The 23,951-nt window shown below is 67.1% G+C and carries 20 protein-coding genes and 1 tRNA gene; 12 read left to right on the top strand and 9 right to left on the bottom strand.

The genetic code is table 11. From position 1 onward, the window contains the following. The first annotated feature begins 5 nt into the window (after positions 1-5). From fdhF to H1D44_RS13085, 7 genes are all read left to right on the top strand, one after another. Positions 6-2,924 carry a formate dehydrogenase subunit alpha gene (fdhF, locus tag H1D44_RS13115; protein ID WP_181515304.1) on the top strand — a complete coding sequence of 973 codons (2,919 nt, stop codon included), beginning with the start codon at positions 6-8 and terminating at the stop codon, positions 2,922-2,924. After that, positions 2,917-3,741 (top strand): formate dehydrogenase accessory sulfurtransferase FdhD, encoded by an 825-nt coding sequence (fdhD, locus tag H1D44_RS13110; RefSeq protein ID WP_181515303.1) that lies wholly within the window; start codon positions 2,917-2,919, stop codon positions 3,739-3,741. The genes fdhF and fdhD overlap by 8 nt, the downstream gene beginning before the upstream one ends. A gap of 7 nt (positions 3,742-3,748) precedes the next feature. Continuing rightward, complete coding sequence (locus H1D44_RS13105) at positions 3,749-3,994, top strand: formate dehydrogenase subunit delta (RefSeq protein ID WP_181515302.1); 246 nt, start codon at positions 3,749-3,751, stop codon at positions 3,992-3,994. Positions 3,995-4,152: 158 nt separating this feature from the next. Continuing rightward, positions 4,153-4,812: a L,D-transpeptidase gene (locus H1D44_RS13100; protein ID WP_181515301.1), complete on the top strand. Its 660-nt coding sequence runs from the start codon at positions 4,153-4,155 to the stop codon at positions 4,810-4,812. A 244-nt stretch (positions 4,813-5,056) separates the two neighbouring features. Further along, entirely contained in the window at positions 5,057-6,025 is a 969-nt protein-coding gene (locus H1D44_RS13095) for a hypothetical protein (protein ID WP_181515300.1), read from the top strand. A gap of 70 nt (positions 6,026-6,095) precedes the next feature. After that, the gene (locus H1D44_RS13090) at positions 6,096-6,353 is read left to right on the top strand and encodes an STAS-like domain-containing protein (RefSeq protein ID WP_181515299.1); all 258 of its coding nucleotides are present in this window, start codon (positions 6,096-6,098) and stop codon (positions 6,351-6,353) included. Between the two features lie 137 nt (positions 6,354-6,490). Then, positions 6,491-8,035: an SNIPE associated domain-containing protein gene (locus H1D44_RS13085; protein ID WP_181515298.1), complete on the top strand. Its 1,545-nt coding sequence runs from the start codon at positions 6,491-6,493 to the stop codon at positions 8,033-8,035. A gap of 132 nt (positions 8,036-8,167) precedes the next feature. Here the strand turns inward: H1D44_RS13085 and H1D44_RS13080 are convergent. From H1D44_RS13080 to H1D44_RS13045, 9 genes are all read right to left on the bottom strand, one after another. Then, positions 8,168-8,263 (bottom strand) — tRNA-Sec (locus H1D44_RS13080). 30 nt (positions 8,264-8,293) lie between these two features. Continuing rightward, entirely contained in the window at positions 8,294-10,234 is a 1,941-nt protein-coding gene (gene selB / locus H1D44_RS13075) for a selenocysteine-specific translation elongation factor (RefSeq protein ID WP_181515297.1), read from the bottom strand. Next, the gene (selA, locus tag H1D44_RS13070) at positions 10,231-11,673 is read right to left on the bottom strand and encodes an L-seryl-tRNA(Sec) selenium transferase (protein WP_181515296.1); all 1,443 of its coding nucleotides are present in this window, start codon (positions 11,671-11,673) and stop codon (positions 10,231-10,233) included. Before selA ends, selB begins: the two co-directional genes overlap by 4 nt. Before the next feature lie 130 nt (positions 11,674-11,803). Then, positions 11,804-12,745: a formate dehydrogenase accessory protein FdhE gene (gene fdhE, locus H1D44_RS13065; protein ID WP_238984472.1), complete on the bottom strand. Its 942-nt coding sequence runs from the start codon at positions 12,743-12,745 to the stop codon at positions 11,804-11,806. Continuing rightward, a complete protein-coding gene (locus H1D44_RS13060; RefSeq protein WP_181515295.1) occupies positions 12,742-13,431 on the bottom strand; it encodes a formate dehydrogenase subunit gamma in 690 nt (229 codons plus the stop codon). Before H1D44_RS13060 ends, fdhE begins: the two co-directional genes overlap by 4 nt. Continuing rightward, on the bottom strand, positions 13,428-14,363 hold the full coding sequence (fdxH, locus tag H1D44_RS13055; RefSeq protein WP_181515294.1) for a formate dehydrogenase subunit beta: 936 nt from the start codon (positions 14,361-14,363) through the stop codon (positions 13,428-13,430). The genes H1D44_RS13060 and fdxH overlap by 4 nt, the downstream gene beginning before the upstream one ends. A 22-nt stretch (positions 14,364-14,385) precedes the next feature. Next, positions 14,386-16,848, bottom strand: a complete 2,463-nt coding sequence (gene fdnG / locus H1D44_RS13050) for a formate dehydrogenase-N subunit alpha (RefSeq protein WP_220128082.1) — start codon at positions 16,846-16,848, stop codon at positions 14,386-14,388. Positions 16,849-16,860: 12 nt separating this feature from the next. Continuing rightward, the gene (locus tag H1D44_RS21420) at positions 16,861-17,454 is read right to left on the bottom strand and encodes a molybdopterin-dependent oxidoreductase (RefSeq protein WP_220128081.1); all 594 of its coding nucleotides are present in this window, start codon (positions 17,452-17,454) and stop codon (positions 16,861-16,863) included. 129 nt (positions 17,455-17,583) lie between these two features. After that, a complete protein-coding gene (locus H1D44_RS13045) occupies positions 17,584-17,991 on the bottom strand; it encodes a hypothetical protein (protein WP_181515292.1) in 408 nt (135 codons plus the stop codon). A gap of 177 nt (positions 17,992-18,168) precedes the next feature. On the opposite strand from H1D44_RS13045, the gene H1D44_RS13040 reads away from it, so the two are divergent. The 5 genes from H1D44_RS13040 to ahpC all read left to right on the top strand — a co-directional run bounded on the left by H1D44_RS13040 (position 18,169) and on the right by ahpC (position 23,840). Beyond that, on the top strand, positions 18,169-19,473 hold the full coding sequence (locus tag H1D44_RS13040; protein ID WP_181515291.1) for an MFS transporter: 1,305 nt from the start codon (positions 18,169-18,171) through the stop codon (positions 19,471-19,473). A gap of 48 nt (positions 19,474-19,521) precedes the next feature. Next, complete coding sequence (locus H1D44_RS13035; RefSeq protein WP_181515290.1) at positions 19,522-20,676, top strand: ChaN family lipoprotein; 1,155 nt, start codon at positions 19,522-19,524, stop codon at positions 20,674-20,676. 1 nt (position 20,677) lies between these two features. Further along, positions 20,678-22,630: a M1 family metallopeptidase gene (locus H1D44_RS13030; protein WP_181515289.1), complete on the top strand. Its 1,953-nt coding sequence runs from the start codon at positions 20,678-20,680 to the stop codon at positions 22,628-22,630. 115 nt (positions 22,631-22,745) lie between these two features. Beyond that, a complete protein-coding gene (locus H1D44_RS13025; RefSeq protein WP_181515288.1) occupies positions 22,746-23,150 on the top strand; it encodes a ribonucleotide reductase subunit alpha in 405 nt (134 codons plus the stop codon). Between the two features lie 126 nt (positions 23,151-23,276). Further along, entirely contained in the window at positions 23,277-23,840 is a 564-nt protein-coding gene (ahpC, locus tag H1D44_RS13020) for an alkyl hydroperoxide reductase subunit C (RefSeq protein WP_181515287.1), read from the top strand. The last annotated feature ends 111 nt before the right edge of the window (positions 23,841-23,951 follow it).

Below are 23,951 nucleotides of genomic sequence, written 5' to 3'. Positions count from 1 at the left end.
CCGATATGTTGAACTATTACGATCCCAAGCAGACGCCCGCTCCGCAGCACTTCTTGCCGGAGCGCGACTACGGCACCCCGGCGCGGCTCTCCGAGACGCTGGTCAGCCTCGAGATCGACGGCGTTGCGATCACCGTGCCCGAAGGCACCTCGGTGCTGCGCGCAGCGGCGCTGGCCGACATCAACATTCCCAAGCTGTGCGCCTCGGACAACCTCGAGGCGTTCGGCTCCTGCCGCCTGTGCGCGGTGCAGATCGAGGGCAGGCGCGGCCTGCCGGCCTCCTGCACCACGCCGGTCGCGGCCGGCATGCAGGTCACCACCCAGAACGCACGGCTGGCCAAGCTGCGGCGCAACGTGATGGAGCTCTACATCTCCGATCACCCGCTGGACTGCCTGACCTGTCCGGCCAACGGCGACTGCGAACTGCAGGACATGGCCGGTGCGGTGGGGCTGCGCGAGGTGCGCTACGGCTTCGACGGCGACAATCATCTGGACGCCGAGACCGACGACTCCAACCCCTATTTCAGCTTCGACCCCAGCAAGTGCATCGTCTGCTCGCGCTGCGTGCGCGCCTGTGAAGAGGTGCAGGGCACCTTTGCCCTGACCATCGAGGGGCGCGGCTTCGAGTCCAAGGTCGCCGCCGGCCAGAGCGAGGCGTTCATGGATTCCGAGTGCGTCTCCTGTGGCGCCTGCGTGCAGGCCTGCCCGACCTCGACGCTGATGGAAAAATCGGTGATCGAGCAGGGCCAGCCGGAGCACAGCGTGGTGACCACCTGCGCCTACTGCGGCGTGGGCTGCTCGTTCAAGGCTGAGATGCAGGGCGACCGGGTGGTGCGCATGGTGCCGTACAAGGGCGGCGACGCCAACCACGGCCACTCCTGCGTCAAGGGCCGCTTCGCCTTCGGCTACGCCACCCACCCCGACCGCCTGAAGACGCCGATGATCCGTGAGACCATCGACCAGCCCTGGCGCGAGGTGGGCTGGGAGGAGGCGATCGCCTTCGCCGCCGAGCGGCTCAAGGCGATCCAGGCCAGGTACGGCCGCGAAAGCATCGGCGGCATCACCTCGTCGCGCTGCACCAACGAGGAGACCTACCTGGTGCAGAAGCTGGTGCGTGCGGCTTTCCGCAACAACAACACCGATACCTGTGCCCGGGTGTGCCATTCGCCCACCGGCTACGGCCTCAAGACGACGCTGGGTGAGTCTGCCGGTACCCAGACCTTCGATTCGGTGATGCAGGCCGATGTGATCGTGGTCATCGGCGCCAACCCCACCGACGCCCACCCTGTGTTCGCCTCGCAGATGCGTCGTCGCCTGCGTCAGGGCGCCGAGCTGATCGTCGTCGACCCGCGCCGCATCGATCTGCTCAAGACGCCACGCCATCGCGGTGCCCAGCATCTCGCCCTGCGCCCCGGCACCAACGTGGCGATGATCAATGCCATGGCCCACGTGGTGATCAGCGAAGGGCTCGAGGATCGCGAGTTCATCGCCAAGCGCTGCGACGCGGCGGGCTATCAGGCCTGGCGTGAGTTCATCCTCGACCCGCGCCATGCGCCGGAGAACGTCGAGGCGATCACCGGCGTGCCCGCCGAGCAGGTGCGTCGTGCCGCACGCACCTATGCCCAGGCGCCCAACGGCGCGATCTACTACGGTCTCGGCGTCACCGAACACAGCCAGGGCTCGAGCATGGTGATGGGCATCGCCAACCTGGCCATGGCCACCGGCAACATCGGCCGCGAAGGGGTGGGCGTCAACCCGCTGCGCGGGCAGAACAACGTCCAGGGCTCCTGCGACATGGGCTCCTTCCCCCACGAGCTGCCGGGCTACCAGCACGTCGGCGACCCCGCCGTGCGCGAGCGCTTCGAGGCGGCCTGGGGCGTGCCCATCGACGACGAGCCGGGCCTGCGCATCCCCAACATGTTCGATGCCGCCGTGGCCGGCGACTTCAAGGCGCTCTACGTGCAGGGCGAGGACATCGCCCAGTCCGACCCCAATACCCAGCACGTGGAGGAGGCGCTGCGCTCGCTGGAGTGCCTGATCGTGCAGGATATCTTCCTCAACGAGACGGCCAAGTTCGCCCACGTGCTGCTGCCGGGCTCCTCGTTCCTCGAGAAGGACGGCACCTTTACCAACGCCGAACGGCGCATCAACCGGGTGCGCAAGGTGATGCCGCCGCTGGCCGGCAAGCAGGACTGGGAAGTGACCATCGACCTGGCCAATGCGCTGGGCTATCCCATGCACTACGACCACCCGGCGCAGATCGTGGACGAGATCGCCTCCCTCACGCCGAGCTTCACCGGGGTAAGCTATGCGCGGCTCGACGCGCTGGGCAGCATCCAGTGGCCGTGCAACGCTGCGCACCCCGAGGGCACCCCGACCATGCACGTCGAGGACTTCCCCATCGGTCTCGGCCAGTTCGCCATCACCGATTACGTGGCCAGCGACGAGCTCAGCAACCGGCGCTTCCCGCTGCTGCTGACCACCGGGCGCATCCTCTCCCAGTACAACGTCGGCGCCCAGACCCGGCGCACGCACAACCAGGCCTGGCACGACGAGGACGTGCTCGAGTTGCACCCGGCCGACGCCGAGCTGCGCGGCGTGCGCGACGGCGACTGGGTCGGCATCACCAGTCGCGCCGGCCAGACGGTACTGCGTGCACGGATCAGCGATCGCATGCCGCCGGGGGTGGTCTACACTACCTTCCACCACCCGGGCAGCGGGGCCAACGTGATCACCACCGACAGCTCCGACTGGGCGACCAACTGTCCGGAATACAAGGTGACCGCCGTGCAGGTCGAGAAGGTCAGCCAGCCGTCCGCCTGGCAGCGCCAGTTCCAGACCTTTGACCGGCTGCAGCTGCAGCTGCTGCGCGGCGCCAGGGACGAAGCGGCCAGACCGCCCGCAGCGGAGCGTGCGAATGAGTGACGACCACAGCCGCTGTCGAGCTCCGGTGGACGTGCGCCGGGCCGGCAGCGCCGAGCGGCTGGAAGACAGCATCGCCGTGGAGACCGCGGTGGCACTGGTCTACAACGGCATCTCCCACGCCGTGATGATGGCCACGCCGGACGATCTCGACGACTTCGCCCTCGGCTTCAGCCTCACCGAGGGCATCCTGCACACGCCGGATGAACTCTACGGCATCGAGGTGCGAGAGGAGCCCGCGGGTATCGCCGTGCATCTCGAGATCGCCACCCAGCGGTTCATGGAGCTCAAGCAGCGTCGGCGCAGCCTGGCCGGGCGCACCGGCTGCGGGCTGTGCGGCACCGAGTCGCTGGAGCAGGCGATTCGTCCCATCGGCCGGGTGGAGGCTCCCGCCGTCGACGACGGTGCCATCCAGCAGGCGCTGGAGGCACTCAAGTGGCATCAGCCGCTGCAGCGCGAGACCGGCGCCACGCATGGCGCCGCCTGGTGCGACCTCGGCGGGCGGATCCAGCTGGCCCGCGAGGACGTCGGCCGCCACAACGCCCTGGACAAGCTGATCGGCGCACTGGTCACCCGCGGGTTCGACCCCCGGCAGGGCTTCGTGCTGGTTTCCAGTCGCGCCAGCTACGAGATGGTACAGAAGTGTGCCAGCGCCGGTATCGGATGCCTCGTTGCCGTATCGGCGGCCACGTCGCTTGCCATCGAGCAGGCGCGCCAGGCCGGCCTGAAGCTGGTCGGGTTTGCCCGCTCCGGGCGCCATGTCATCTATCACCAGCCGGCACCCGAAGCCGTGCCGGTCGTTCAAGCCAGCGGAGGTTGAAGTCGCCATGAGCCGCAGCCAGCTCGATACTTTGATTCACATGGCGAACCAGATCGCCGCCAACAATGCCCACTACGGTGATGACGCTGCCGAGCGTGTGCATACCCACCTGAAGAAGTTCTGGGCGCGCAGCATGAAGCGCCTGATCGTGGAGTATCTGCACGAGGACGGCAGCGAGCTCTCACCCCTGGCCAGGCAGGCGGTCGAGCTGCTGGCTCAGGGCCAGGCAGAAGCTCGCCCGACGAGCGCCTGATCGCGGCGTTTCCCGCGTTGTTTCAACGAAAGGAGGCGAGTCCCCCTTTTGCCTTAGCGTGCCTATGGTATATTCGGCCCATGCGTCATATTGACGGGTCCGAATAATTCGATCGACTCGAGTCGGCAATAACTCCATTACGCACGGGCAGGGGCTGCATGGACAGGGCATTCTTCCAGGCTGCCGCCTTGACGGCAGGCTTCTTCGCGCTTGGGCCGGCAGCCCAGGCCAATATTCCCGATTCTTCTCACACACTTAATGGCGTGATGCCAGAGCTGCCGACGCTGTGGCAGGTGCTGGATGCGGTGGCTCAGCCCGAGGGGCTGACCGCCGATGAGGTGTGGCTCAGCATCGACCTGCGCAACCGCCGGGTACGGGTGCTGCGCGGCGAGCATGAGATCAAGCGCATCGAGCACCTTGCCTTCGGTGCCGGCGGTGCGGCGCCGCTGCGAGCCAAGGGTAGCTCGATGACGCCGATCGGTGAGTTCCGCGTCGACCGCATCAACCGCGCCTCGCGTTTCGACCTGTTCTTCGGCTTCGACTATCCCAATGCGCAAGTTGCCGAGGAGGCCCTGAGTAGCGGCAAGATCACCCTGCAGGAGTACTGGTACATCGAGAACTACCGCGCGCGCCATGGCCGGGCACCGCACACCACCGCGCTGGGCGGGCTGATCGGCATTCATGGCCTGGGCCAGGGCGATCCCGACGTGCACAGCAGCTTCGACTGGACCGAAGGCTGCGTGGCGGTCAACAACGAGGAGATCCGTGCGCTCGACCCCTGGCTGCGCATCGGCACGCGGGTGGTGATCAAGGGTTAAGCAAAGCCTTGCAGCAATAGGGGGCTGGCGGAAGAGCGCTGGCCTAGTGCGTATACAGTTCTTCTAATACCTGCCCGCGGCGGCCTGTGAATTCGTAGCGCGAACGCGGATTGTGACCAGTTTCTCGATGAGAAGCTCGGCCCTGATTGGCCCGAACAGGTTCGCATGATCGGCAAGGCTTTTTGGTACAGCGTGCTTATGCATGATATAGAAAGCTGCAAAAAATGGTTAAGCAGGGGCAAGCATGGCAGAACTTGGTGTGATCTCGGCATTGCGCAAGCAGCAGGCACTCGTGCCTGAGCGCGGCGGCTGGCTGATCATCCCGGCAGGTTTCGTCACGCCGGGCTTCATAGCGACGGCGACATGCCTTGGTAATTCTCGTGAGGTCTCGGGCTTAACCTACCGGGACGAAAGACATGAAGGGCTTTTCGAGGCGATGCAGGTTCCTTTCTTGCTGACCGGTGTGGATGGCTACCTTCATGCTCGTGTCAACCAGGGGACGCACTATAGTCCTGTGCAGATATTACAAGACGCCAACGACGTTGACCGAGCGACGTCGGAAACCAACGGCTGCATCCGGGCACATGTTGATAGACTGCCAGGGATAAACAAACTCTGTGATGTAATCGGGGAGCTTCACGATAATGTGCGGGCTCACGCCGAAGGAACGGGCTTTTCCATGTCGCTCTGCTGGAACCAATACGGCGACGAGGACAAACGGGTCATCGAATTCGCCGTGGCGGACTCCGGCCAAGGGTTCCTGCGAGAGTGCCGTAGGCGCGGTATTGAGGCAGTCACTGATGACGAGACGGCGATACGCTGGTGCTTGACCCCTCGTAACTCGACGAAGGACAGGGACCACGATGAGTTCGCTCAGCAGCAGCCAGAGGATGCCATGGGCAATCCCTTCGGTGCGGGCCTGGAGACTCGGCGCTGGCATAATGGCAATCACCACCAAGGCCTAGGCCTCGCGCACTTGATGAGACTGGTGAGTGCTTACAACGGCGAGATGTGGTTAGCATCTGGTGAAAGGGTACTGGTCTCCAATATGAGAACCCGAAACGCTGATGAAATCGGCAACTTTGTTGCGGTGCCGCATTGGCAAGGTGTGATAATAGCGTGTAGATTAAAAATCAGCGAGCTTGGTCGAAACATCGAAGAAGAGCCACTGACAGAGGATGTCGAGAACCTTCTCGACGATTTGCTGTTCTAAGGCACTCACCAAGCCGCACTCATAACGGGGGCGATGGACTATGACTAAGACTTTGAAATATAAAGGCTCCTTGGCAAACCGAACCGCTGCCGCACAGGAGCGAGCTCAGATCGAAGCGCTTGCCCAGCAGGGCGAGCAGGTGATCCTCGACTACAGCGAGGTGATCTCGCTCTCTGGCTCGTATGCCGACGAGCTCTTTGGCGTGTTCACCCAGCGCCATGGGACTCAGGCGTTGAGATCCAGCCTGAAGGTAAAAGGCGCCAGCCAACCGGTGGCGCACGCCATTGGCTTGGCGATTCAGCACCGAATGCCAGCCAGCGCCGCCTGACCGCCTGATCCTCTCCTGCTGAGGACAAAGACCCGCCCACCGAGGCGGGTTTTTTGTAAGCAATCTCCTACATCGCATCGCGGCTGGCTATGGCAAGCTAACCGTTCGATAACATAAGGGAAGAACAGGGGACTGCTATGTCTGAAGGCGCAATCGTCCTGCTAGTAATACTCGGCCTGATCCTGTCCGGCTGGGTACTGGCTCTGCTCTACCGGCATAAGGTCAAGCAGAAGGACACGGAAATCGACCACATTCGCAAGTCGGTCGAGCATCTATGGCAATACGAGGAAATCCACAACGCCAGCGAACAGGCTCGACAGCTAGTCAGCCAGGCCGAGGAAGATGCCCGCCAAACACGACGACAAGCCGCCGAGGTCGAATTGCAGTCCCAGCGGGCAGCCGAGCGACTGCGTCAGGAGGCCGAACTGGAAAGGCAGCGCATCCTCAGCGATGGGCGTGCCCAAGGCAAGGATGCCCGGGAGAAGGCTGAGGCCGTGATAGCCCGGGCTGATGAGCAGGCACGCCAGATCATCGACGATGCGCGCCGACAGGCGGAGGAGACTGCTGGCAACGCGCTGAAGGCCGTAGAGGACGCCAAGCTTTACGAGCAGACCGCCAAGGCCATGCGCAATATCATCGAAGGCTATCACGACGACTACATCGTGCCCAATGCCAGCCTGCTCGATGACCTGGCCGAGGACTTCTCCCACAAAGATGCCGGCGAGAAGCTCAAGCAGGCACGGAAGCACAGCCGGGACATGGCCAAGAACGGTCGAGCAGGTGACTGCGACTATAAGGAAGCGGTGCGCCGCGAGTACGCTATTCACTTCGCCGTCGACGCCTTCAACGGTAAGGTTGACTCCACTCTCTCCAAGGTAAAGCACGACAACTACGGCAAGCTACGACAGGCGATCCTCGACGCCTTCGCCGTGGTGAACCACAACGGTAAGCCGTTCAAGAATGCCCGCATCACAGACCTCTACCTACAGGCCCGGCTGGAGGAGCTGAGGTGGGCAGTGGCTGCCATGGAGCTGCGTCGGATCGAGCAGGAAGAGCAGCGCGAGATCCGCGAGCAGATGCGCGAGGAGGAGAAGGCTCGACGAGACATTGAAAAGGCGCTCAAGCAGGCCGAGAAGGAAGAGCGCATGCTGGCTAAGGCCATGGAAGAGGCTCGCAAGCAGTTAGAGAACGCTAACGATGAGGAGCGTGCCCAGTTCCAGGCGAGGCTGTCCGAGCTTGAGCAGCAATTGGAAGAGGCCGAGTCACGTGGCCAGCGGGCCCTGTCCATGGCACAACAGACTAAGCGCGGCCATGTCTACATCATCTCCAATATTGGCTCGTTCGGAGAGAACGTGTTCAAGATCGGCATGACCCGCCGGCTGGAACCACTCGACCGCGTGCGGGAGCTGGGTGATGCCAGCGTGCCGTTCTCTTTCGACGTACATGCCATGATTTATTCTGAGGACGCCCCGACCCTTGAACGCGAACTGCATCGCCAGTTCGCTGAACATCAGGTCAATCGCATCAATCCCCGCAAGGAGTTCTTCAACGTGCCGCTGGCTGAAGTCCGCGAAGCTATTGAGGAAGAGGGGTTTGAGGTGCACTGGACCATGGCCGCCGAGGCTTGGGAGTACCGCGAATCCAAAGCACTCGCCGAGCGCCAGCTTCAAGCGGTCTCCTGACACTCCATTTCTTTGGCTCCATTGAACCCGCCCGCAGCGGCGGGTTTTTCGCCCGGATATTTTCTGCGCTCTGAGGTAGTCGGGATAGGGAAGGGAAGAGTAGAGAGGGAGAGAGTGCCTTACCATGAGGGCTGGCGGAAGAGCGTGGGAGTCGAACCCACCAGGGACCGCTGGCAGCCCCTACCAGATTTGAAGTCTAGTCGCCCCACCGGGGGTCGATCCTCTTCCTTGAGCGGTTCTTCATGATAGGCCGTTGCCCTACGGCCACATCTCGGCGTTGCGTATCACGCGTTCGTCTCCGATGCGGCGCGTGAAGCCTACCTTATCAAAGAATTCGAGTATGTGAATGGCCAGCTTGCGGCCGGTGCCAATGCGGTCGCGAAAGTCGGCCGCGCGGACCCTGCCGTGCTCGCGTTCGAGCGTCTGTAACAGGGTGGCCATCTCGGCCACCGTGGCGGCCGGGTAGAAGTGGTCGCGGCGCACCTGGTAGAGCCGGCCGAGGCGGGCGCAGGCGATGAGCACCTCGCGGATGCGGTTTTCATCGAGGCTCTCTTGCGCGAAACCTTCGCTGGTGGCCAGGTCGCGTACCCGCGGCGGCTGGAAGCCAGCCGCCACGATATGCGGTTCGAGCCGCCGCCACAGCGCTTCGTCTTCCTCGCCGAGGCTGGCCTGGTGCCCGGGCAGGGCGACGAAGGGGCCGTGGGACACCAGCTTGCCGCAGGCCACCAGCCGTTCGATCAGCTGTCGGCCCGTGGCTTCGGGCAGCTGGGCAACGGCCTGGCGCGTCAGCCGGCCGCGCTCGGTGCCGAGCATCGAGGGCTCGCGCTCGTGGTTGGCGGCCACCGTGTCGAGCAGCCGGGCTTCCAGGGCCGCCATGGCCTCGGCGGAGAAGGCGCGGAAGTGCCCCCTGCTCGCCAGCGTCTCGCCGCCCAGCGTCGCCACCGCGTCGAGCAGCGCTGTCAGCTCGACGTTGGCGTTGCGCGCCAGGGCGTCGAGATCGATACCGGTCGAGTGCAGGCGCAGCCCCGTTTCCAGTAGCTCTTGAAGATCCTTGGGTGTGGCGGCGGCGCCCTTGGCCAGGGCGGCGAGCCAGGCCAGGCGTTCGGGGCGCCGCTGGCCGCGACGCGGCGGGTCGCCTTCCAGCATCGTGGCTCCGCCCAGGGTGATGCCCGCTGCGGGATCGCGAATCACGCAGCGGTCGCCCAGGCAGGCGTGCACCGGCTCATCCAGCACCAGTTGGCCCAGCATGCTCTCACCGGGGGCGAGGTGCTGGCCTTCCAGCAGCGAGAGGCGCCCACTATGACGGCCCACGCCCAGGTGCACCTGCACCGGCGTCCAGTGCTTCACGCTGGGGGCCGAGTCGAGCAGCCGCAGTGCCACGTCGAGGCGGCGCAGCAGCGGGGTGTCGAGCGCCTCGGCGACCAGCCAGTCGCCGCGCTGAACGAGGTCGCGGTCGATGTCGCTGCCGGCCAGGTTGAGCGCCACGCGGTCGCCCTGGTGCGCCCACTCGCTCTCGCGGTTCTGGCGGCGCAGACCGCGCACCCTGGCCTTATGGCCGCTGAGGGCCAGGCGTAGCGTGTCGCCCTCGTTCACCCGGCCGGCCAGCGCGGTGCCGGTCACCACCACCCCGGCGCCGCGCTTGGTGAAGACCCGATCGACGGCGAGGCGGAAGTGGCCCCGGACCGCCAGCGCCTGCTGGCGGGCGGCCAGGGTCCAGAGCCGGTCGCGCAGGACCTCCACGCCCTCGCCGGTGTGGCTCGACACCTCGTGGAGCGGTGCCTCGGCCAGCGGCGTGCCGGCCAGCAGGGTGGCGATCTCCTCGCGCACCTGGCGGCGGCGCGCGGCGTCGACCCGGTCGACCTTGGTCAGTGCCACCAGGCCGCGGTCGAGCCCCAGCAGGGAGAGGATCTGCAGGTGTTCGACGGTCTGCGGCATCACGCCGTCATCGGCGGCCACCACCAGCAGCACCGTATCGACCCCGGCGCTACCGGCCACCATGTGATGCAGGAAGCGCACGTGGCCGGGCACGTCGACGAAGCCGAGCTCGACGCCCTCGGCCACCTCGGGATAGGCGAAGCCGGGCTCGATGGTCAGGCCACGGGCCTTCTCCTCTTTCAGTCGGTCGGTGTCGATACCGGTGAGCTGCTGGACCAGGGCGGTCTTGCCGTGGTCGACGTGGCCGGCGGTGCCGACGATCACGTCGTGCCTCCCGACGGGGCAGCGTCATACAGGCGAGGCAGCTGCGCCAGCTGAGTGATGAAGGTGGCGATGTCCTCTTCACCGGCCAGGCAGCGCAGGTCGAGGTGCAGGGCGCCGTCGCCGATGCGTCCGATGACCGGGCGCGGCAGCTGACGCAGGGCGGCTTCCAGGCGCTGCAGCTGACGCTCGCGCTGGCGCCGCTGGTCGGCGCGGGGGCGCCATGTCAGGGCCTGGCTGGGCAGGCGGTCCACCGGCAGCGAGCCGCTGCCGAGCTGGCTGGCGCAGGGGGCGAGCGTTACCTCGAAGTCGCCGAGCAGATCGCTCACATGGGGCAGCAGGCGTTCGCCGGTGGCGGCGATCTGCGCCTCGGGGCGGGTCAGCAGCGTCAGGGTCGGAATATCGCGCTCGGGGGCATCGCTGTCGCGGTAGAGGCGCAGGGTGGCCTCCAGTGCCGCCAGGGTCAGCTTGTCCAGGCGCAGGGCGCGCTTGAGGGGATGACGCTTGATGGTCTGGATGGCCGCCCGGCGGCCGACGATGATGCCGGCCTGGGGGCCGCCGAGCAGCTTGTCGCCGCTGAAGGTGACCACGTCGGCGCCGGCGGTGATGGCATCGCTCGGTTGCGCCTCGTAGGGCAGCCCCAGGGCGGTGAAGTCGGCCAGCGCGCCGCTGCCCAGGTCGACCAGCAGGGGGACACTGTGGGCGTGGGCGATCTCGGCCAGCTTGGGCTCCGGCACGCTCTTGGTGAAGCCGGTGATGGCGTAGTTGGAGGTGTGGGCCTTGACGATCAGCCCGGTGTGCTCGCCGATGGCGGACTCGAAGTCTCGCGGGTGGGTGCGGTTGGTGGCGCCCACCTCGCGCAGCCGGCAGCCCGCCGCCTGCATGATGTCGGGCATGCGGAAGGCACCGCCGATCTCGATCAGCTCGCCGCGGGAGATCAGCGCTTCGCGTCCGGCGCCCAGGGTGCCCAGCGCCAGCAGCACGGCGCCGGCGTTGTTGTTGACCACGGTGGCGGCCTCGGCGCCGGTCAGTTCGCACAGCAGATCCTCGACCAGGCGGTCGCGGTCGCCGCGGCCGCCATCGTCCAGATCGTACTCCAGCGCCGTGGGGTGGCGTGCGGCATCGGCCATGGCCGTGATGGCTGCCTCGGCGAGGGTGGAGCGGCCCAGGTTGGTGTGGATCACGGTGCCGGTGAGATTGAACACCGCGCGGGAAGCCGGGCGGGCCAGCTCGGTGAGCCGCTCGATGGCGGCATCGGCCAGGGCGTCGCCATCGGCAATTTCACCGGCCTGGTGGCTAGCGGCGAGCTGCTGGCGGGCTTCGTCCAGGGTCTGGCGCACCGCGCGCCGCACGAGGCGGTGACCATGCCGGGCGCGGGCGGCGGCCACGGCGGGATGGGCCAGCAGGGTATCCACGGCGGGCAGGCGGCGTCGAACGTCCATTGTCGTGCTCATGTCCATGTCAGGGGTCACCCACGTTCTTGTGGGGCGTGGGACTCTCTTCCCCCACGCTCCTCGTGGTCTGGTTCCCTATGGCATAGCATGCCGGACCGGGCGGCGTCCAACCGCCGGCTCAGCCCTCGGCGATCAGCAGCGGGTTGAAGCCGCTGCGCCGGTAGCGCTTCTCTTCGCCCAGCAGCAGGTCGAGCGCCAGGCTGGCCAGGTCGTCGGCCAGCGGCTCGACTTCGGCGTCCAGTGCGCGGGGGAATATCTTGAGATAGCTGCCGCAGTCGCCGCAGGCCTCGGCCTGGGCCACCTCGGCAGTCGCTTCGTCTTCCTCTTCGCCCGCTTGCGGCGCCAGGCTCAGGTAGCCGAGCTTGCCGCTCTGCTCGCACACGCTGCACAGGGAGCGTTCGAAGTACCACTGGGTTGCGCACAGGCCGCACTGCAGGTAGCGCACGCCGCTGCACTGCGGGTCGCTTTCGATCACGCTGGCCACCGGCGGCGAACCGCAGCAGGGGCACAGGGTGCGCACCTCACCGCTGGGGCGGGCCGGCGCGTGCGGCAGCTCCCGGGTCAGGCGCAGCCAGGCCACCTGCAGGGCGGCGGCGACCAGCGGCATCAGGCCGCGGTGCTGCGGGTCACCGGCTTCCCCGGCAAGGAGCTGGGCCACCAGCTGCTTCAACGTGGCCTCGGGCAGCTCGCGCAGGGCGGGGATGAGCGGGCGTTGAGCCTCGCCCACGTGCAGCTCCAGCGCGTCGAGCAGGGCCTCGAGTTCGCGGCGAATGGCGATGTCGCCCTGCAGCGCCTGGGCGTTGAGCGGCGGCATGCCGTGCTCGAGTGCCAGGCGAAAGGCCTCGGGTTCGGGCTGCCAGCCCGGCGGGGCCTGCTCCAGCGCCGCCTGCTGAGCATGGGCCAGCCGGGCCATGAAGGCGAGGAACTCGGCCAGCGGCGCCTGGCGCTGGGCCAGCGTCTCCAGGCGCCGTGCGCGACGGGCGAAGTGCTCGTCGCCGGGCAGGCGTACCTCGGGCGGGTGCATGATTCCCGAGGGGGCGTTGCCGAATGCGTGGCTCACGGGGCCTCCTGTCCGCTGCTGTCGTGGCGCCGGCTGATCTCGCGGTGCTTGCGCTCCTTCTCCATCTCCTCCTCGTACCACAGGTCGTGATGATGGCGGGCCCAGGCCTTGCTCACCCGGCCGCGTACCATGGCCTGGAACGACCCCTTGACCCACATCCCCGAGTAGATGTGCACGATCAGGGTGACGATGGCGAGGAAGGCGATGTAGGCGTGCCCCAGCGAGGCCAGGCGGCGCAAGGTAATGGGCATCGCCTCGCCCACCAAGGGCTGCCAGATCATCACGCCGGTGATCAGCAGCAGGCTGATGCAGCCCAGCATGAGCCAGTAGACCAGCTTCTGGCCGGCATTGTTCTTGCCCACCGGCGGCAGCTTCTCGTCACGGTTGAGCAGCACGTCGTTGATCTGCTTGAGCCACTGGATGTCGTGGCGGCGGATCAGGCTCTCCTTGAAGAAGCGTACCGCCATGATGGCGAACATCAGCACCATGAACAGGCCGATCCAGGGGTGCAGGATGCGGGTCATGGTGGGGCCGCCGAACAGTCCCGTCAGCGACCAGAAGAAGGGGTGGAAGAACGGCAGGCCGCTGAGCACCAGCAGCACGAAGCTGATCGCCACCAGCCAGTGGTTGATGCGTTCACCCAGGGTGTAGCGGCGCAGGTAGGGGTCGGACTTGGCCAGGCTCATGGTCGCTCCTCCCTCTCTTCCCTCGCCTCGCGCTCCTCGTCCTCACGCACCGCCTGCTCATCTTCCTCGCCGTGCTCCTTGGGCCCGGCGGTGACGTAGTGGAAGAAGCCGGTCAGCGCCGCCAGGCCGATGGCCGCCGAGGCCAGCGGCTTGCCCACGCCCTTCCAGGCGCTGACCATCGGGCTGATGCGCGGATCCTCGGGCAGGTCGTTGTAGATCTGCGGCTTGTCGGCGTGCTGCAGCACGTAGATCACGTGAGTGCCGTCAACCCCCTCGGGATTGTAGATCCCGGCGTTGTCGTAGCCGCGGCTGCGGAGAAAGTCGCTGCGGGTCTCGGCCAGGTCGAGCATGTCGTCCCGGGTGCCGAACATGATCGAGCCGGTGGGGCACGACTTGACGCAGGCCGGCTCCAGGCCGTGGAACACCCGGTCCGAACAGAGCGTGCACTTGTAGGACTTGCCGTCCACTTCCGAGATGCGCGGCACGTCGAAGGGGCAGCCGGTGACGCAGTAGCCGCAGCCGATGCAGTGCTCGGAGTTGAAGTCGACGATGCCGTTGGCGTACTGCACGATGGCGCCCGGCGCGGGGCACGCCTCGAGGCAGCCCGGCTCGGCGCAGTGCATGCAGTTGTCCTTGCGGATCAGCCACTCCAGGTTGCCCCGCTCGTTCTCGTACTCGTTGAAGCGCATCACCTGCCAGGTGTTGGGGGTCAGGTCGAGGGGGTTGTCGTAGATCCCCACGTTGTCGCCGACCTCATCGCGCAGGTCGTTCCACTCGGCGCAGGCGACCTGGCACGCCTTGCAGCCGATGCAGCGCGACACGTCGATCAGCTTGGTCACCGGGTCGACGCCCCCCGTTCGTTCCTGGGGCGAGGGCACCGTGGTCGCCGAGCGGGCGATGATGTTCTGCAGATTGACCTGTTCGCCTCTCATGTCTGGCCTCCTTGCCCTGTGCCTACAGCTTGTCGACGCGCACCAGGAACGACTTGTACTCCGGCGTCTGGGTATTGGCATCGCCCACCGAGGGCGTCAGCGTGTTGGTCAGGTGCGCCTTGCGGGTCTCGCCGAGGAATCCCCAGTGCAGCGGTATGCCCACCTGGTGCACGGTATGGCCCGCCACCTGCAGCGAGCGGATGCGCTTGGTCACCACCGCCACGGCATCGATGTGGCCGCGCTTGGAGCTGACCCGTACGCGGTCGCCCTTCTCGATGCCGAGTTCCCGGGCCAGCGCCTCGCCGATCTCGACGAACTTCTCCGGCTGGGTGATGGCGTTGAGCCGGTTGTGCATCGTCCAGTAGTGGAAGTGCTCGGTCAGGCGGTAGCTGGTGGCGGCATGGGGGAACTCCTCGAAGGTGCCGAAGTTCTCGCGATCCTGGGGGAACACCCGGGCGGCGGGGTTATTCTTCGCCAGCGGACTGTCCGGGTGCAGCGGGTTGCTGGCGATGGGCGTCTCGAACGGCTCGTAGTGCTCGGGGAAGGGGCCCTCGTTCATGCGGTCGCGGGCGAACAGCTGGCCGCGACCGGTCTGGTTCATCAGGAACGGGCCCTGGGTCATCCCGGGGGTGGAGTCCTCGGGGAAATCGGGCACGTCGTTGCCCACCCAGCGCTCGCCGTCCCACCACACCACGGCCTTGGTGGCTGCCCACGGCGTGCCGTCGGGCCGCGCGCTGGCGCGGTTGTAGAGGATGCGGCGGTTGCCCGGCCACGACCAGGCCCAGCCCAGGGTCTGGCCGGTACCGTAGGGGTCGGAGTTGTCGCGGCGGATCATCTGGTTGCCGGCCTCGGTCCAGCAGCCGGCGAAGATCCAGCAGCCGCAGGCGGTGGAGCCGTCGGCGCGCAGGAAGCCGAAGTCCTCGAGCTGCTCGCCGGCGCGCACCACCAGGTTGCGGTTCTCGTCGAAGACGTCCTCCAGCGCCCAGCCGTTGTACTCTCGCGCCAGCTCCTCGGGGGTTGGCTCCTCCGGCCTCCGATAGGGCCAGTGCAGGTTGAGGATGGGGTCGGGAAAGGCGCCGCCCTCCTCCTGGTAGAGCCTCTGCAGGCGCAGGAAGATGCCGGCGAGTATTGCCGTGTCGGGCTTGGCCTCACCCGGCGGCGGGCCGGCCTGCCAGAACCACTGCAGCCAGCGCGAGCTGTTGACGATGGTGCCGTCCTCCTCGGCGAAGGCAGTGGTGGGCAGGCGAAACACCTCGGTGTCGATGGCGGCCGGGTCGACGTCGTGGTACTCGCCGTGGTTCATCCAGAACTCGGCGGTCTCGGTCCTCAGCGGGTCGATCACCACCAGGAACTTGAGCCGCGACAGCGCCTCGGTGACCTTGGCCTTGTGCGGGAAGGCCGCCAGCGGGTTGAAGCCCTGGCACAGGTAGCCGGTGATCTCGCCCTGATGCATGCGCTCGAAGGTGTGCAGGATGTCGTAGAGGTCCTCGCCCATCTTCGGCAGCCAGTCGTAGCACCAGTCGTTGTCCTCGCTGGCGGCGTCGCCGTACCACGCCTTCATCAGGCTGACGTGGAAGCGCTCGTAGTAGCGCCAGTAGGAGACCTCGCCGGGCACCAGCGGCGGCCGGGCACGCTCGAGGATGAAGTCCTCATACTCCTGCTCGTCGGCGTCGGGCAGGGTCAGGTAACCGGGCAGCTGATCGGAGAGCAGTCCCAGGTCGGTCAGGCCCTGGATGTTGGAGTGGCCGCGCAGGGCGTTGACGCCGCCGCCGCGCATGCCCATGTTGCCCAGCAGCAGCTGGACCATGGCCGCGGTACGGATGATCTGCGAGCCGATGGAGTGCTGGGTCCAGCCCAGTGCATAGAGGAAGGTCATGGTCTTGTCGGGGGCGGCCGTCTCGGCGGCCATGTCCCAGACGTGCTGGATCTTGTCGCGCGGGGTGCCGCATACCGAGGAGACCACGTCGAGGGTGTAGCGGCTGAAGTGTTGGCGCATTAGCTGGAACACGCAGCGCGGATGCTCGAGGGTCTCGTCGCGCAGCGCGTGTCCCTCGTCGTCATACTCGTACTGCCAGCTTTCCATCTCGTACTCGCCGCTGTCGGCGTCGTAGCCGGTGAACAGGCCGTCCTCGAAGCCGAACTCCTCGCGTACGATCAGGCTGGCATCGGTGTAGGCGAGCACGTAGTCGCGCTGGAAGCGGCCGCTCTCGATCAGGTAGTGGATCAGCCCGCCGAGGAAGGCGATGTCGGTGCCGGTGCGGATCTCGGCGAAGTAGTCCGCCACCGCCGCCGTGCGGGTGAAGCGCGGGTCGACCACCACCAGCCGGGCGTCGTTGTGCTCACGCGCCTCCATCACCCAGCGGAAGCCAACGGGATGCGCCTCGGCTGGGTTGCCACCCATGCCGATGATCAGGTCGGCATTGCGAATGTCGACCCAGTGATTGGTCATGGCACCGCGACCGAATGTTGGGGCAAGACCTGCCACCGTCGGTCCGTGTCAGACGCGCGCCTGATTGTCGAACGCCACCATGCCCAGGCCACGGGCGATCTTGTGAGTGCAGTAGGCCGTCTCGTTGGTCGAGGCCGAGGCCGCCAGCATGCCGGTGGTGGTCCAGTGATTGACCGTATTGCCTTCGTCGTCCTGGGTCACGAAGTTGGCGTCGCGATCGTCCTTCATGTGGCGGGCGATGCGGGTGAAGGCCTCGTCCCAGGAGATGCGCTGCCACTGATTGCTGCCGGCCTCGCGCACCTGGGGATAGCGCAGCCGGGAGTCGCTGCGGATGTAGTCGAGCAGCCCGGCGCCCTTGGGGCACAGCGAGCCGCGGCTCACCGGGTGGTCCGGGTCGCCCTCGACGTGGTAGATGTCGTCGACGTTGTTGATCGCCGCATCGCCGCGGGCGTAGATCAGCACGCCGCAGCCCACCGAGCAGTAGGTGCAGTTGCTGCGGGTGATCTTGGCGCCGGTGAGCTTGAAGTGGCGGATCGAGGCGACGGCGGGCTCGGGGGCGAAGCCCATCATGGCCATGCTGGATGTGGCCATCCCCGCCGCACCGAGCTTGAAGAACTGTCTGCGCGAAACCCTGAGGGTCATGAGGCCTCCTGCCTGGTTCCTACCCAATGCTGTCGTTGTGGTCTGTTGCCAACGGTCTCTTCCAAGCGTAGCGACTTCTGTGCGCCTGCTTGCGGCGGGTTTGTTTCCATCGGTAACGAGGGAGCCAGCTCAGGGCGATTGTTCGCCGCTGGCCTGGGGTTCGCCATCCTCGCGTTGGCCGGTGTCCTCGGCGCCGATCGGCTCGTCGGGCAGTTCGGCGTCGGTTTCCACGTCTTCCCGCTCGGGGGGCTGGGTCTCGTAGGCCGGGCCGGCATCTGAGGCTGCGGCGGGCGTCTGGAACAGCTCGTCGCCCTGGGTCTCGCCGCTGCCGCGGCCTTGGTCCTCCTCCTCCATGTCGGCGCCGGTGATGCCGCTGGTGGTGCCGGCCCGGCCGGTGGTGATGTCGGGCGCCTCGGTGATCTCGGCCGGGTCCATGCCGGTAGCCGTCTCGTCCGGCGTGGCGGGGTCGGCGGCCAGTGCCGCGACCGACCAGAGCATGCTTGCCCCCAGCAGAGGGGCGAACGTCTTGCCTGTCATGGTTGCCTCCTTGCATGCCGCTCTCTCACCCCAGCGTAGACCCTGTGGGGTGGCGCCGATAGCGAGCGTCTACTGCTGTACGAGTGGCAATCCCCGGTCGGGCCTTCCTACACTGGTCCAGGCCATCCCGGTGGGGTACCGGGCCATCATGCATCCGTCTGTCAATGGAGTGACAACTTGCGTAGTCTGCCGGCCACTCTTCCGATCCTGTTCGTCTGCGAAGTCAGCTTCCTGCTCGGCCATGGCCTGATCATGACCCTGCTCGGGGTGCGCATGTCGATCGAGGGCTTTCCCTCGCACATGGCGGGGCTGCTGATGTCGAGCTTCTCGCTCGGCTTCGTGCTGGGCAGCTATCTGCTGGAGAAGCGCATCCGCAGCGTCGGGCATATCCGCGTGTTTGCCGCCTGTGCCGGGGTTCTCGCCGTCACCGCCATGCTCCACGGCCTGTGGGTCGACGCCTGGGCCTGGCTGGTGTGGCGTCTGCTTGGCGGGGTGGCCACGGCGGGCATGCTGATGGTGATGGAGTCCTGGGTCTCGGGGGAATCGACCAACGACAATCGCGGCCGAGTGCTGGCGATCTACATGATCCTCTCGACCCTGTCGCTGGCCGGTGGGCAGTGGATGCTCAACTTGGCCGACCCCGCCGGCCCGGCGCTGTTCTCCCTGGTCGGCATGCTGTTCGCCCTGGCGCTGGTGCCGCTGTCGATCGTGCGCATCCACGGCCCGCGCCAGACCCATGACATCCAGCCCCAGAAGATTCGCCTCAAGGCGCTGTTCGAACGCGCGCCGGTGGGGCTGGTCGGCGCCTTCACCGCCGGGCTGATGGTGCAGTCCTTCTTCGCCATGACCCCCTTCTACGGCCAGGAGATCGGCCTCACCACCGGCGAGACGGCGCGCTTCATGGCCATCACCACCATGGTGGCGCTGTTCGCCCAGTGGGGGCTCGGGCGGCTCTCGGACTATATCGACCGGCGCAAGGTGATCCTGGCCATGGCCATCGTGATGACGATCTCGGGGGTCCTGGTGTCGATGATGGCGCGCATCGACTTCTGGCTGCTGGTGCTGGTGGCCTGCTTCCATACCGCCATGCTGCACACCCTCTACGCCCTGAGCCTGGCCCACACCAACGACTGGCTCGAGCCGGGCGAGATCGTCGCCGCCAATGCCAAGCTGATGATCTGGTACGGCATCGGCTCGATCATCGGCCCCTTCTCGGCCTCGCTGGTGATGCAGGCCATCGGCCCCGACGGGCTGTGGATGTTTTTGGGCGCGGCTTCGCTGGCGCTGGCGCTGTTCGTGGCGCTGCGGCTGCGTCGGCGTGCCGGCGAGCCGGTCGAAGAGGTCGAGCAGGAACCCTTCGTGGCGGTGCCGACGCTGGAGACACCGCACTTCACCGAGCTCGATCCGCGCCTGGAGCCGACCCAGCTCGAGTTTCACTTCGAGGAGGGGAGGGGCGACGAGCGCCAGGAAGAGGCTGCCTGAACGCCGCGAATGCGCCATGATGGGGGCAGGCCCGAGAAGGAGACGCCGATGCGATACTCGTTCGCCCTGTCCTGCCGCTTGACGCTGCTGGCCTGCCTGAGCCTGATGGCCGCGGCGCTGCCGGCGCAAGCCGACATCTGCCCGGCCCCCGGTGAGTGGTACCAGCCCGGCGGTGAGCGCCTCGATTCCACAGCGCTGTTCGGCGAGCTGGCCGAGCGCGACGTGGTGCTGCTCGGCGAGCAGCACGACCGCATGGACCACCACCGCTGGCAGCTGCACACCCTGGCCGGCCTGCACGCCCAGCGCCCCGACATGGTGATCGGCCTTGAAATGCTGCCCCGCGAGGCGCAGCCGGCGCTCGACGCCTGGGTCGCGGGGGAGCTCGACGAAGCCGAGTTCCTCGCTGCCAGCAACTGGCGCAGCGCCTGGGGCTTCGACCCGGCGCTCTACCTGCCGATCCTGCACTTCGCTCGCCTGCACCGGGTGCCGCTCAAGGCGATAAACGTCACGCCGGAGCTGCGCGGTCGCCTGGCCGGCGAAGGCTGGGAGGCGGTGCCCGACGCCGAACGCTTCGGTATCTCCCCGCCAGCCGAGGCCTTGCCGGCGTATCGTGAGCGCCTCGCCGAGGTGTACGCCCAGCATCCCGGCGCCGGTGACGAGGTCGGTCTGGAGCGCTTCGTCGCCGCCCAGCTGGTATGGGACCGCGCCATGGCCGCCGGGCTGGCCGAAGCCACCGCCGAGGGTGCGCTGGCGGTGGGCCTGATCGGCCAGGGCCACCTGCAGTACGAGCACGGCGTACCCCACCAGCTCGACGACCTGGGACTCGAGGCTCACGCCACCCTGCTGCCCTGGGCGGTGGAGGAGGAGTGCGTGGCGCCGCCGGCCGGCCTGGCGCACGCGGTCTTTGCCCTGGCGGCAACACCGGCCGAGGCGCTGCCGCCGATGCAATTGGGCGTCTATATCGTGCCCCATGAGGACGGGATCGAGGTGCACGGCATCCTGGATGGCTCGGTGGCCGAGCGCGCGGGCCTGGAGGAGGGTGACATCATCCTGCGCGCCGCTGGCGAGGCGCTGGGCCGCCCAGCGGACCTGACTCGCCTGGTACAGCGCCAGCCGCCCGGCACCCTGCTGCCACTCGAGGTGCGCCGCAACGGCGAGGAGCGGGAAATCCTGGCGCGTTTCCCACCCCGGACGGGAGAGTAATATGCAGGGCCGTACACTGCTGCGCGCCTTGCCAGTGGCCGCGCTGCTCGCATTTGCCGGCGCGGCACAAGCCGCGGAGGAGCGCCGCGAAAAACACCTCGAGGTGTTCCTCGACCCCGAGAGCGCCTGGCTCGAAGGGAGCGTCACGCTCACGCCGCCGCCAGCCTCGGCCAGCTTCACGCTACTGCCAGGCCTCGAGGTCGTGGGCGCCGAGCTCGACGGTGAAGCTCTGGCGGTCTTCGCCGGCGAGGAGGGCCGGCATGCGCTGGCCCAGCCGGCCGCTGGCGACGCGCTGACCCTGCGCTGGCAGGGACAGCTCGGCGGTGGCAGCGAGCGCCTGATGGTGTCCACCGGCGGCAGCCTGCTGCCCGCCCTGGGAGGCTGGTATCCGCGCTTCGAAGGCCTCGAGCCCTTCGCCCTGACCTTCGACATTGCCCTGCCGCCGGGGCAGCGGGGGGTGGGTACCGGCTCGCTCGACGGCGAGCCGCAGCAGGACGAGCAGGGCTACCGCGTGCGCCATGTGCATCCGAGTACGGCGCTGGTGGAGCTGGCCGCCGGGCCCTGGCGCGAGCGCAGCCGCGAGGTCGCTGGAGTACAGCTGCGTACGCTGTTTCCCGAAGCGCTCGACGAAGCCCATGCCGAGACCTACCTGGAGCATGCCGCCGACTACCTCGTGCGTTTCGCCCGGCGCGTCGGCCCCTACCCCTATGGGAGTTTCACCATCGCCGCCTCGCCGGCGCCGGTAGGGCTCGCTTTTCCCGGCTTTACCCTGCTCGGCGAGCGGGTCATTCCGCTGCCCTTCATTCCCCGCACCTCGCTGGCCCACGAGCTGATGCACGCCTGGTGGGGGGCCGGCGTGCTGGTCGACTATTCCGGCCACAATGGAGTCGGCGGCAACTGGGCCGAGGCGTTGACCACCTACCTTGCCGACTATGCCCTCGACGAAGCCCGCGGCGAGGCGCGGGAGACGCGCCGCCGCTGGCTGCTCGACCTTGCGGCACTGCCGGACGACTTCGACCGCCGTGCGGCCGACTTTCGCGGGCAGCGCGATCCGGCCATGCGGCTGCTGGGCTACCAGCACGGCGCCATGCTCTTGCATATGCTGCGCCAGCGCATCGGCGACGAGGCCTTCGATGAGGGGCTACGACGCTTCGCCGAGCGCCATATGCATCGCGAGGCCGGCTGGGCGGACCTGGCCGCTGCGCTGGGCGAGGCGGCCGGCGAGCCGCTGCAGGAAATGGTGGAGGCCTGGATCGGGCAGCCCGGCCGGCCGGCGCTGGCCGTCGAAGCCGCTCGCCGCGAGACGACGGATGGCTGGGTTGTCGAAGGCACCCTGGCACAGGAGGGCGCCGCGGCGCCCTGGCCGCTCGAGGTGCCGCTCGTGATCGAGACCGCAGCGGGCCAGGAGCACCGGTGGGTGAACCTCGAGACAAGCAGCGGCGACTTCTCGCTGTCGCTCTCCGATGTGCCGCTGTCGCTTGCGGTCGACCCCGACTTCGACCTGCTCAGGCAGCTGCAGGGGCCGCCGATCCTGCGTCGCGTGGTGCTCGACCCGGCGGCGCGGCTACTCGCCCTGGACGACACCTTGGCCGAGCCGGTCAGGCAGGCCCTGGGCGCCTCCCTGCCCGAGGCCGGGCAGGCGCCGGCGCTGGGGGAGGGGGCGCCTGCGCTGCTGCTGGTGGGACTGACCGAGCCGGTCGCCGAGTGGCTGGATGACGCGGGCCTCGGCGACGTCACAAGCGATATGGCGCGGCGCGGCCAGGCGCGGGCCTGGACCCTGCCGGGTACCGCCATGGTGGCGCTCAGCGGCGACGACCGTCAGGCCGTGGCGCGCCTGCTGGGCAGCCTGCGCCATCAGCTGGCGCATAGCTACCTGAGCGTGGACGGCGACGAGACGCTTGCTGGTTCCTGGTCGCTGGAGGAAACGGCCCTGCGCGTCGATTGGTCACCCTGACCGCTTGGATGAACTGCTACAGAATGCGCTATTGTATCGAGTGCCCTGCCAGCCAGGCTCGGTAGAAGTTTCATGCTGTCCCTCGATCTCGAGGCGCCATTTATGGAGGATTGCCTTGGCCATTTCCCGTTTCGCCGACCTTCTTGAGGAGGCTCGCCGCCAACCCGAGCCACAGCGGCTGCTGTTCGTCTTCACCCGTGCCGAGTTGCCGGATGATCCCAGCGAGGAGCAGCAGCGGCGCTTCGCGCAGGGCGAGGGTGGCGTATTGACCCCGGTGCTGTGCGTCGACAAGACGCCCGAGGAGCTAAGCGACATGCAGGCCCTGGTGGCCGAGTCGCAGCGTACCGGTATCGAATGGGACATCGTCTTCGTCGGTGCCCTGTCCGGCAGCGGCCGGCAGGCTCCTACCAGCGACGAGGCCGAGCAACACTTGCAGCGCATGGTGGAATCGCTGCAGATGGGCAATACCCAGCGCTACCTGGCGCTCGATCGGCAGGGTGAGGCGGTGGCCTTGCAATAAGCTCTGCGTGCCACCATAGACAAGACTTATCGGAGCCATGGCGGCAATCAATTTTCGCCTATCGGTTGCGATCGATATGATAGGCCCCGTATTCGGATCATCCACCCAGACATGGAGCAACACTGAATGTCCCTGATCAACACCGAAGTCCAGCCGTTCAAGGCCACCGCTTTCCACAACGGCGAGTTTGTCGAGGTCTCCAACGAGGACCTGAAAGGCCAGTGGTCCGTGGTGATCTTCATGCCGGCTGCGTTCACCTTCAACTGCCCGACCGAGGTCGAGGACGCTGCCGAGCACTACGAGGAGTTCAAGAAGGCCGGTGCCGAGGTCTATATCGTTACCACCGACACCCACTTCTCGCACAAGGTGTGGCACGAGACTTCCCCGGCAGTGGGCAAGGCCAAGTTCCCGCTGGTCGGTGACCCGACCCACGTGCTTACCCGTGCCTTCGGCGTGCACATCGAAGAAGCTGGCCTGGCCCTGCGCGGTACCTTCGTGATCGATCCTGACGGTGTGATCAAGACCCTGGAGATCCACGACAACGCCATCGCCCGTGACGTAGGCGAGACCCTGCGCAAGCTGAAGGCCGCTCAGTACGTGCGCAACAACCCGAACGAAGTCTGCCCTGCCAAGTGGAAGGAAGGCGAGGAAACTCTCGCTCCGTCCCTGGATCTGGTCGGCAAGATCTAAACGATCTGCGACCCGCGAGGCTATCCCCTGACCTCGCGTGGCCCCACGCCCGGGCATGCACTGCCCGGGCGATTTTTCGATACGTGCCAGCTCCTGCCTGCGCTGACCCCG

It is taken from the genome of Billgrantia kenyensis, from assembly GCF_013697085.1.
In the GTDB taxonomy this organism is placed as follows: Bacteria; Pseudomonadota; Gammaproteobacteria; order Pseudomonadales; family Halomonadaceae; genus Halomonas; species Halomonas kenyensis.
Note: the sequence above shows the minus strand (reverse complement) of the source record. Positions and strands in the feature narration are given on the sequence as shown.

Bases quoted from the DNA above. Each gene is read 5' to 3' on its own strand.
- fdhF (WP_181515304.1), top strand. From the start codon at position 6: ATGTTGAACTATTACGATCCCAAGCAGACGCCCGCTCCGCAGCACTTC.
- fdhD (WP_181515303.1), top strand. From the start codon at position 2,917: ATGAGTGACGACCACAGCCGCTGTCGAGCTCCGGTGGACGTGCGCCGG.
- H1D44_RS13105 (WP_181515302.1), top strand. From the start codon at position 3,749: ATGAGCCGCAGCCAGCTCGATACTTTGATTCACATGGCGAACCAGATC.
- H1D44_RS13100 (WP_181515301.1), top strand. From the start codon at position 4,153: ATGGACAGGGCATTCTTCCAGGCTGCCGCCTTGACGGCAGGCTTCTTC.
- H1D44_RS13095 (WP_181515300.1), top strand. From the start codon at position 5,057: ATGGCAGAACTTGGTGTGATCTCGGCATTGCGCAAGCAGCAGGCACTC.
- H1D44_RS13085 (WP_181515298.1), top strand. From the start codon at position 6,491: ATGTCTGAAGGCGCAATCGTCCTGCTAGTAATACTCGGCCTGATCCTG.
- selA (WP_181515296.1), bottom strand. From the start codon at position 11,673: ATGGACGTTCGACGCCGCCTGCCCGCCGTGGATACCCTGCTGGCCCAT.
- H1D44_RS13060 (WP_181515295.1), bottom strand. From the start codon at position 13,431: ATGAGCCTGGCCAAGTCCGACCCCTACCTGCGCCGCTACACCCTGGGT.
- fdxH (WP_181515294.1), bottom strand. From the start codon at position 14,363: ATGAGAGGCGAACAGGTCAATCTGCAGAACATCATCGCCCGCTCGGCG.
- H1D44_RS21420 (WP_220128081.1), bottom strand. From the start codon at position 17,454: ATGACCCTCAGGGTTTCGCGCAGACAGTTCTTCAAGCTCGGTGCGGCG.
- H1D44_RS13045 (WP_181515292.1), bottom strand. From the start codon at position 17,991: ATGACAGGCAAGACGTTCGCCCCTCTGCTGGGGGCAAGCATGCTCTGG.
- H1D44_RS13035 (WP_181515290.1), top strand. From the start codon at position 19,522: ATGCGATACTCGTTCGCCCTGTCCTGCCGCTTGACGCTGCTGGCCTGC.
- H1D44_RS13030 (WP_181515289.1), top strand. From the start codon at position 20,678: ATGCAGGGCCGTACACTGCTGCGCGCCTTGCCAGTGGCCGCGCTGCTC.
- ahpC (WP_181515287.1), top strand. From the start codon at position 23,277: ATGTCCCTGATCAACACCGAAGTCCAGCCGTTCAAGGCCACCGCTTTC.